The organism is Nitrosomonas eutropha, assembly GCF_900116685.1.
In the GTDB taxonomy this organism is placed as follows: domain Bacteria; phylum Pseudomonadota; class Gammaproteobacteria; order Burkholderiales; family Nitrosomonadaceae; genus Nitrosomonas; species Nitrosomonas eutropha_A.
Genome location: NZ_FPBL01000009.1, coordinates 64,532 through 72,688 on the forward strand (window position 1 = coordinate 64,532; position 8,157 = coordinate 72,688).

The 8,157-nt window shown below is 49.7% G+C and carries 8 protein-coding genes and 2 pseudogenes; 8 read left to right on the forward strand and 2 right to left on the reverse strand.

Going from position 1 to position 8,157, the window contains the following annotated elements:
* Positions 1-104 precede the first annotated feature (104 nt).
* The 5 genes and pseudogenes from BM331_RS12415 to BM331_RS09310 all read left to right on the forward strand — a co-directional run bounded on the left by BM331_RS12415 (position 105) and on the right by BM331_RS09310 (position 4,625).
* Complete coding sequence (locus BM331_RS12415) at positions 105-494, forward strand: Arm DNA-binding domain-containing protein (protein WP_371265354.1); 390 nt, start codon at positions 105-107, stop codon at positions 492-494.
* 15 nt (positions 495-509) lie between these two features.
* Positions 510-1,370, forward strand: a pseudogene (locus tag BM331_RS09295) (tyrosine-type recombinase/integrase); the annotation flags it as partial.
* Positions 1,370-1,882: a hypothetical protein gene (locus BM331_RS09300; protein WP_074929076.1), complete on the forward strand. Its 513-nt coding sequence runs from the start codon at positions 1,370-1,372 to the stop codon at positions 1,880-1,882. The pseudogene BM331_RS09295 and the gene BM331_RS09300, both read left to right, overlap by 1 nt.
* Before the next feature lie 95 nt (positions 1,883-1,977).
* Positions 1,978-2,175: a helix-turn-helix transcriptional regulator gene (locus BM331_RS09305; protein WP_074929077.1), complete on the forward strand. Its 198-nt coding sequence runs from the start codon at positions 1,978-1,980 to the stop codon at positions 2,173-2,175.
* Positions 2,176-2,177: 2 nt separating this feature from the next.
* Complete coding sequence (locus BM331_RS09310; protein ID WP_074929078.1) at positions 2,178-4,625, forward strand: primase-helicase family protein; 2,448 nt, start codon at positions 2,178-2,180, stop codon at positions 4,623-4,625.
* An 845-nt stretch (positions 4,626-5,470) separates the two neighbouring features.
* Here the strand turns inward: BM331_RS09310 and BM331_RS12420 are convergent.
* Positions 5,471-5,695 (reverse strand): helix-turn-helix domain-containing protein, encoded by a 225-nt coding sequence (locus BM331_RS12420; RefSeq protein WP_074929079.1) that lies wholly within the window; start codon positions 5,693-5,695, stop codon positions 5,471-5,473.
* Positions 5,692-6,015 (reverse strand): hypothetical protein, encoded by a 324-nt coding sequence (locus BM331_RS09320; RefSeq protein WP_074929080.1) that lies wholly within the window; start codon positions 6,013-6,015, stop codon positions 5,692-5,694. Before BM331_RS09320 ends, BM331_RS12420 begins: the two co-directional genes overlap by 4 nt.
* An 896-nt stretch (positions 6,016-6,911) precedes the next feature.
* Here BM331_RS09320 and BM331_RS11460 point away from each other — a divergent pair.
* From BM331_RS11460 to BM331_RS09335, 3 genes and pseudogenes are all read left to right on the forward strand, one after another.
* Positions 6,912-7,479 (forward strand): annotated as a pseudogene (locus BM331_RS11460) (IS1595 family transposase); the annotation flags it as partial.
* 88 nt (positions 7,480-7,567) lie between these two features.
* Positions 7,568-7,828, forward strand: coding sequence for a helix-turn-helix transcriptional regulator (locus BM331_RS09330; protein ID WP_074929082.1), 261 nt, complete (start codon positions 7,568-7,570; stop codon positions 7,826-7,828).
* Positions 7,818-8,051, forward strand: a complete 234-nt coding sequence (locus tag BM331_RS09335) for a HipA N-terminal domain-containing protein (protein ID WP_256214881.1) — start codon at positions 7,818-7,820, stop codon at positions 8,049-8,051. The genes BM331_RS09330 and BM331_RS09335 overlap by 11 nt, the downstream gene beginning before the upstream one ends.
* Positions 8,052-8,157 lie beyond the last annotated feature (106 nt).

Sequence of the window (8,157 nt, forward strand, 5' to 3'; positions counted from 1 at the left end):
CAGTAACAAGCAGTAGAATCCAGTATAATATGCAGTAACTTTTACAGTAACCACCAGGGTTGCTGCTTTTTCGTAGAAAGTTACTGCATTGTTCTGGAGGCAGCATGAAGCGCCATCTTTTAGCGGATGTAGCTATTCGCAATTCAAAACCTGATGATAAAACTCAGCGGTTATCTGACGGTGCTGGCTTATACCTGTTAATCAAACCCAACAATTCTAAATGGTGGCGGTTTGACTACAGTATAGACGGCAAGCGTAAAACTCTATCTTTGGGTGTTTACCCAACTGTTAGCCTGAAAGCAGCACGTGATAGGGCTGATGCAGCCCGCCAAGATGTTGTTAATGGCATAGACCCCAGTACCAGCCGCAAAGATCACAAAGCCAAACAAGCAACAGAAAGGGAAGCCGATAGGCGTATTGCTGAAGGACTGCCTGCAATAGACTCATTTGAAGATGTTGCCCGTGAATGGTTCAGCAAGTTTTCAACTGAGTAGGCACCGTCTCATGCAGACAAGATTATCCGTCGGCTGGAGCGTGATATTTTCCCTTGGATCGGCAAACAACATATAACAGATGTTAATGCACCTGCGTTGCTGAGCGTATTAGGCAGGATTGAATCACGTGGTGCAAAAGAGACAGCACACAGAGCCTTACAAAATTGTGGGCAAATATTCCGCTACGCAGTAGCCACAGGCCGTGTCGAACTAAACCCCGCTCCTTCATTACGCGACTTTCTCCCCTCCCCCAAACCAGCACACCACGCAGCCATCATTGAGCCGCAAGCGGTTGGTGAGTTACTGCGAGCCATAGATAGTTATCAAGGTTATTTTGTGACTAAGTGCGCGTTACGTATAGCGCCTTATGTTTTTGTTCGTCCGGGTGAATTGCGTAACGCTGAATGGGTTGAGATTAACCTTGATCAAGCTGAATGGGACATACCTGCTGAGCGGATGAAGATGCGTGAGCCTCATCTTGTGCCTCTGGCCACCCAGGTTGTAGAGATATTACGTGAGTTATATGCACTTACCGGGAGTGGTCGTTTTGTGTTTCCGGGTGCTCGTACCACTAGCCGCCCAATGAGTAATAACGCGGTTCTGGCAGCACTGCGGCGGATGGGGTTTGGTAAGGATGAAATGACCGGCCACGGGTTCCGTGCAATGGCTCGGACTATTCTTGATCAAGAGTTACATGTTCGCCCTGACTTTATTGAACACCAGTTAGCCCATGCTGTGCGTGATGCAAACGGACGGGCTTATAACAGAACTACGCACTTACCGGAGCGTAAACAAATGATGCAGGATTGGGCGGATTATCTGGATAAGTTAAAAACTGGTGCTGAGATTATTGCACTACCCAGGAGGATGGCCTAATGCCACGTAAAAAGACTGTCCAGCCTAAACCGCTGGCCATAATCAAATGGCTGGAACCAGATCCATCGTGGGGGATGGGGTATGTGCCCCATATATATGAGCCGTTCAGTGGGTTAGCCGGCCTTGTGCCTGGGGAGGTACGTACGCTGGAGGTCAGGGACGAAACCTGTCGTTTGAGCGGTAGTGGGCTGCATAACCATTACGCTTTTGAGGCCAAAGTGCAGAAGGTATGGGGTTATGTTTTCAAAGATTATTTTGTGCGGGTGCCGGGCGGTGACCTTGAGTGCACAAAGCCTGCAAATGACTATCTGAAAAATGGCTCATCCTTTGTAAAGGAGATACAACTTCGGGGGCTGTGCGGGGTTAATGGTTCTGACGATAGCCGGTGGCGGAAGCAGGTTTACAAAGCTCTGGTAAAAAAGATGGAAACCGCCAGAGACGCGATAAAGAGGAAAGAACTCGATAGGGCGTGGTGGGCACGTTGGAGAAATATAAACGATCAGACAGGTTAAAAGGGGCTGGGAGTGCCCAGGTACGTTTTGCGCCCAACTTTTAGCTATCGGTAGACATAGAATCACTCCATCACAGTTTAAATATGGAGTCTGATATGCAGAAAGATACAACTAACCCTCTGACACAAGAGGGTTTTCTTCGTCTGCCGGAAGTTTTAGCAGTTTTCCCGGTTTGTAGGTCAAGCTGGTACGCAGGCGTTAAGAAGGGTATTTATCCTGCTGGTGTAAAGTTGGGTAAGCGAACGACAGCATGGCGGGTTTCTGACTTACGCAAACTGTTGGAGGGCAAATAAAAATGGCCACCACATCTTCCAATACAGTAGCCACACAAGTCATTGATAATTATAACATTGTAGTTTTAGATTGCAAACCAGCCCACCTGACACTGGTTGGGTGTGTAGCTGATATTGTTGAAATTCGCCCCGACGAGGTGAAGGGTTTGAGTTTGTTTGATACCCACAAAGCGCAGACAGCATCAAGGTTCATCAGTGCGAATGAGTTAGCCAAACTGTGTGTCAGTCCCCGAGTAGGGGCGAAAGAGACGGCGCCGCTTATTACTCCGTTCCACAGTGAGGGCAAGAAACAGCACGATGCTGTAAAGGCAAGGTTCCATGCGCTGGTCATTGACCATGACCACGATGATTTAACTCGGGAGCAGATAGGTGATAAGTATAAAGGGTTGGGGCTGCGGTATATAGCGTTCACTACCTCAAGCCACCAGCAGGGGGTGACCGATAAGGACTCTGGGGAAGTACTGCCACCTGTGAACAAGTGGAAAGTGGTCATTCCGTATAACTGTTCAATCGACTACAAACAGCATGAAGCACTGGCCAAAGGTGCCGCAATAAGTCTGGGCACAGACGCTGCACAGGCGCGCAAACAGCAGGGGTTCTACGCGCCCAACAAGTTAACTGCTGATGCGCCGTTTGAGTCTATAAACCAGCTGCATAAAGGCGAGTGGCTCGACCCTAACAGTGATAGCAAGCTTGTACAAGATGCCAGGGAGCTGTATGAACTCTGGTCAGAGGAAAGAGATGCCCAGGCCCAAAAAGCCACACCCAAGCCAAGGGCAGAAGGTCTTGGTGTTGGGATAATTGGCAAGATTAATAGGCACTATGATATTCGTGAACTGCTGGAAGAACATGATTATGTAGACATGGGCAAATGGCTCTCGCCCAATAGTGAATCAGGCAGCCCAGGTGTACATATTTATCCGGGTGGTGATGGTAAAGAACGGGTTTACTCGCATCATGGGGAAACAGATTTACTGTCTGCGCAGAACCACGGAGGCCATGCCCTTGATACAGCAGATGTACTGTGTTGTCTTAAGTATGGGGGTGACTCTTCCCGGATGATCAGGGAAGAGGCTGGGGAGCTTGATCAGCATGGCCAGAAAGAACGGCAACGAGAGTTCCGAATAGCAGAAGACAGGGCCAGGTTAGACCCGAGCCAAACTGGGGGCATTGATGTACGGCCACCTAACTATGACCTTGATGGGATGTTAGCCAATCTTGTGTATATCTCAGAGCTGGATCGGATAAGCAGCTTAAGCAACCCAAAAATGTCAGTAAGTTTAGCAGGTGCCAGAACCCATTTTGCATCGTGCAAGACTGATGTTGGAGGCGCGGGTGTCATCAAACCAAAGCCCACTATAGATTTATGGAGGGAGCACCCGGCAAGGATAACCCTGGCTACAAAGACATTCCGGGCAGGGGCAGGGCCACTTTGCAAAGACCCGGAAGGGCAAGCAGCCCTCAATTCATGGCGAGATTTTGAATATGATGAGTCATTGGCTGGCGCTGATATTTCCCCTTTCCGTGAGCACGTTGGGTATTTATTTGGTGACGTTGCAGAAACCCATTTGGACTGGCTGGCGCACGCTATACAAAAACCCGGTGAGTTACCACACTATGGCTGGGTGCATATATCACAAGAAACAGGCAAAGGCAGAGGTATGTATGGCGGGTTCCTTGTACAGGGGGTTTTTAGTGGGTACGGGGTTGCAGGTGTGGATCTGACCAGCCTACTGAGCAGTGATTTTAATTCCCCCATTGCCGAAAAAATTATTGCCACTGTTGACGAGGTGAAAACAGGTAGTAAGTGGGAGTATAAAGAAAGATTAAAGTCACTCATCAATGAACAAACCCGGATTATCAACACTAAAGGGGTTAGACAGTATCAGGAGTATAACGCCTGCCGGTGGGTGATTTTCAGTAACCACGAGGACGCAGTAGCCTTAGACCACACTGACCGCAGATTCTGGGTTGTAGTGCATGAGCTAGATACCAAACCGCCTGAGCATTATACGGGCATTATTCCATGGTTCAACGATGGTAGAAACGCTGGAGCTGTGCGGCTGTGGCTACGCGACCGTGACATTAGAGGGTTCAACCCAGGCCAGCGACCACCACTAGATGAAGCAAAATTGAAAGTCATTGAAGCAAACAAATCTGAAGATGTACTGCTAATAGAGGATATTATTAATGATTGGCCCTCAGACGTTATTGGCAATTGTAATATACGAACAGCACTAATCCAACATGATCGTAAGCTGGACAATCGTATGGTCCACGCTCTCAAAGACGCAGGCGCAGCGCGCTTTAACAAAACCATATGGGCGGGCGGAAACCCTGAGCGTGTTTGGATAATACGCAACCACAAAAAATGGTCTAAAGCAGAAGCTAAAGAAATAGCAACTGAACTACTGAGGGGGCGGGAGGAACAGAAGGCACTGAGTCTTTAGCCTATCTGGTGTGTCAGCCTACCACACTGGGTTTCAGACATAACAGACATAACACCTAAATTACAGTGGGGTGTTATGTCTGAAACCCAGTGTTGGTGCGGTTCCCAAGCTGTTCATAACACCTAACACTACTTTTTATATTAATAATAATAATAGTATATACAGGAGCCACACCACAGATAGGCTAGCGTGTGTGTAAATACTGTGTACGGGGCGGAGTGACAAACCTGTGTTAGGTGTTATGAAAACCCCGGAAACCCAATGCCAGAGCCAGTTTCAAGCATAACATGGGTGATACACAGAGCTGTTATGTTTCCTGTTTATGTGCACTCCACGCCTCTAAAAGGGCACTACAAAACCATTGCGCTCCTGAAAACTTAGGGCGCTAGCCCAGACATTAATAAGCCCAGCCTAATATTATTAGGTTTACTAGCGCACTGAGTACTAAATCTCTAACCTGTCTTGTGTGGGGTACCCCTCAGAACTGCTGGTTCCCAAGCTCCCTCTGAACCGCACCAGGGACTCAAACCGCTAAGTGACCCCCGCCCACCCGTGGGCCTGCTGTCCTGAGTTTTCAGGAGTGATAATTCTAATCAAGGGGTGGCTTACCCCTTACCCGCCTAAAAATAATCGCATCTACAGACACAGTGGCCGGGGTAATTCAAAGCCGGACTTAGTGCACTTAGTGGCCGTTCGTTCAGAACATGGTGTAGGAGTGTGGGACTCCTAACTCTACAGGGGGGGGTGGGCACCCGTGGGTCAGCTTGGTGGGTTTATCAGGGGGGAATTAGAAGTCTTTGAAACTAAGGGCAGACCAAACACCAGATCAGGCTAGCAAACATACATTACAGCGCTTCACTCAGCAGCACATATCGCCCTTGTCTGTGCCTTATACCAGCACTGTCGAACTCCCAGCTCCAGTGGGTATCAATCAGACAGCCTTTGTTCCTGAGCTCCATTAATCTACCAGCCGGGTGCATGACCCCTTTGCTTCGTAAGTCTAGTGTACTGGCTGGGCCTGCTCTCAGTACTTCAAGTATTAGCTGCCTCTGTATTTTGTTCGTAGTCATTTGGTGCGGGCCTCCAGCTTAGCCAGTCTGTGTTGTATGGCCTCCATTACTTTGACCAGGCTACCCACCATCCTTATTACCTCGGGGGTAATGTCTTTAGTAACCAGATGGGTAACTGTCTGCACCTTCACCGGGGGTATCACGCGTTCAAGTAATAGCTTACATGCTTCTATGTCACCGCGGCCTGCTGCCTCAGCCAGTACATCCAGACACACAAACGACTTAGCTGCCATCCTCCTGCGAGCCTCTACCACATGTGCTGTTGTGCCGCCCCTTTGGTTACCCAGATAAATTTTATCGGCCTTAGCGGTTTGAGTCATTTAGTCCTGCCCGTAAATGCGAATCTTAATTCATAATCACTAATACACATTTTACCTTATAAAGTATAAAGTTCAAGTAAAACAACAGGTTGAGTGCTATTTACAGGGCCGAATCAAGGTGGTGAGATATGTGAATCTTAACCAAGGGTAGGCTTACCCTCGCCCGCCTGAAAATAATCGCTTAAATCGCTACGGTGCGGGGTGTGTTTTGCTGATAGTGAGTCGGCTGGCGCTAACGTTCCAATAAATTTGGGAGCGTGATATGGAGGTTAGCCAGTCTGTGTTAGATTTCGTTTATTGGGGTAGCTTTTGAAAGTCTGGTTTGATCAAACGGCCAATGGATTTGGAGTGTGGCGGGTATAATTTACTGCTGAAGGGTGATTACCAAGCGCCCAACCAAATATAAATACAGTAACTTTTACAGTAACCCTGGTTATATCTCTTATCTATATCAAGCATTCATGCGGGTTGTAGGCTGCTGTTAAATAGACGCCGCCAATAATGAAACCCCAACCGTTCTCGGTTGGGGTTTTTTCTTGCCCGATCGCACCGGTGTTTCCGCGCGTTGTTGGGGGTTCCTGCGGGAGCCTCTGGACTTCGCCAGCCGCCCGAATTGGCCATTCCCCGCTCCGACCTCGCTCCCCGAAAATGGCCCAAAGTCCACAAAGTCCACAAAGTCCACAAAGTCCACAAAGGCCGCAAAGGCCGCAACGCAGGCCCATACAGATCAGAGGGTTACGCGCGGACAAATCAAGCGCGTTGGATTGCGGCATTGGCTACCGGAGGGAGCAAACTGCCCCAGCGCGAAGCCCTACCGGATCTTCCGTTCAATCTGTTCAAATGGTTTCTGCGCGGCGAGCCTGGCAGTATGTAGTGGTCAGGTGGGTTTCACCGTCCGTGAGGAGCGCTATGTCCTTGATGGCAAAATCCAGGTCGATGATACTTATCTTGGTGGAGAGCGTGCGGGTGGAAAAGCGGGCAGAGGTTCAGAGAATAAGGTGCCCATTATTGCCGTTGACACCCGCTGTGTCTCTGACTGAGGATGATCACCCTTTGCGCGTGAGGCTTACCCAGTCTCGGGATTTACGCTGAAGGTAATTTCAGCCTGGGCAAAGGATTGTCTGGCACCCGGCAGCAGGTATTCTCGGATGCCTTGGCCTGCTTTGGTGCCGTTACAGAAATTGGCTGCAGTCACTATTTTACAGTTATCGCCGGACGCAAACCAAAGGAGACTCCCGAGTTCCGGTGGGTCAACACTATACTCGGTAATCTCAAGACCAGTTTGTCGGGTTGTTCCATGCTTTCAACTTCCGCAAGTATGCCGCTCGCTATCTTGCCGCCTTTGGTTACCGATTCAACTGGCGTTTTGATCTTTGCTCACTGCACGAACGATTGCTGATCGCCGCTGCTTCGACCACTCCGCAGCCCTTGCACTCTATTCAGATGGCTGACATTCGTTGCTAATCAGGTCATTATTTCCCGTTCGGGAAACATCGCTTGCACATAGTCTGGTTGTGGCTGATAATTTCCCGAACGGGAAACTGAGCAAGCCATGACACTCATCCGATCACCACAACAACTAGGGCGTGCACTGCGTGCTGCTCGCAAGCAACTTAGGCTGACACAGCCCCAGTTGGCGCTGGCGGCTGGGGTGGGCGTGCGCTTCATTGTCGATCTTGAAGCAGGCAAGCCCACCTTGCGACTGGAAAACGTGCTGCGGGTCATTGATGCCTTGGGTGGTGAGGTCCATTTGAGCGGATTGCCATCTGTTGCTGCTAACGATCAACGAGAGAGTGACGACCATGGCACATGAGCTGGAAGTCTGGCTTTTCGCCGATCGTGTCGGCATGCTGGCGCTGGTCGATGGCCGCCTGAACTTTTGCTACGCACCTGGCTGGCTGTCGCAACAAAACGCTGTTGCCTTATCCACCTCGCTGCCTCTGCAGGCAGAGCCGTTCGACGATCGCAAAACGCGCCCCTTCTTTGCTGGCCTGCTACCTGAAGGGCAGATGCGCCGGGGCCGTCACGTTCCTTGAGCCGGGGCAAGTGTAGTGGTCAAGTAATTTCAGACCCTGCGATAGGTTCTTTTGCTACAGCATGTAACTCATAATCAACCGGTGTGATATACCCGAGCGTGGAGTG

Coding starts and splice junctions, on each gene's coding strand:
- BM331_RS12415 (WP_371265354.1), top strand. CDS start 105: ATGAAGCGCCATCTTTTAGCGGATGTAGCTATTCGCAATTCAAAACCT.
- BM331_RS09300 (WP_074929076.1), top strand. CDS start 1,370: ATGCCACGTAAAAAGACTGTCCAGCCTAAACCGCTGGCCATAATCAAA.
- BM331_RS09305 (WP_074929077.1), top strand. CDS start 1,978: ATGCAGAAAGATACAACTAACCCTCTGACACAAGAGGGTTTTCTTCGT.
- BM331_RS09310 (WP_074929078.1), top strand. CDS start 2,178: ATGGCCACCACATCTTCCAATACAGTAGCCACACAAGTCATTGATAAT.
- BM331_RS12420 (WP_074929079.1), bottom strand. CDS start 5,695: ATGACTACGAACAAAATACAGAGGCAGCTAATACTTGAAGTACTGAGA.
- BM331_RS09320 (WP_074929080.1), bottom strand. CDS start 6,015: ATGACTCAAACCGCTAAGGCCGATAAAATTTATCTGGGTAACCAAAGG.
- BM331_RS09330 (WP_074929082.1), top strand. CDS start 7,568: ATGACACTCATCCGATCACCACAACAACTAGGGCGTGCACTGCGTGCT.
- BM331_RS09335 (WP_256214881.1), top strand. CDS start 7,818: ATGGCACATGAGCTGGAAGTCTGGCTTTTCGCCGATCGTGTCGGCATG.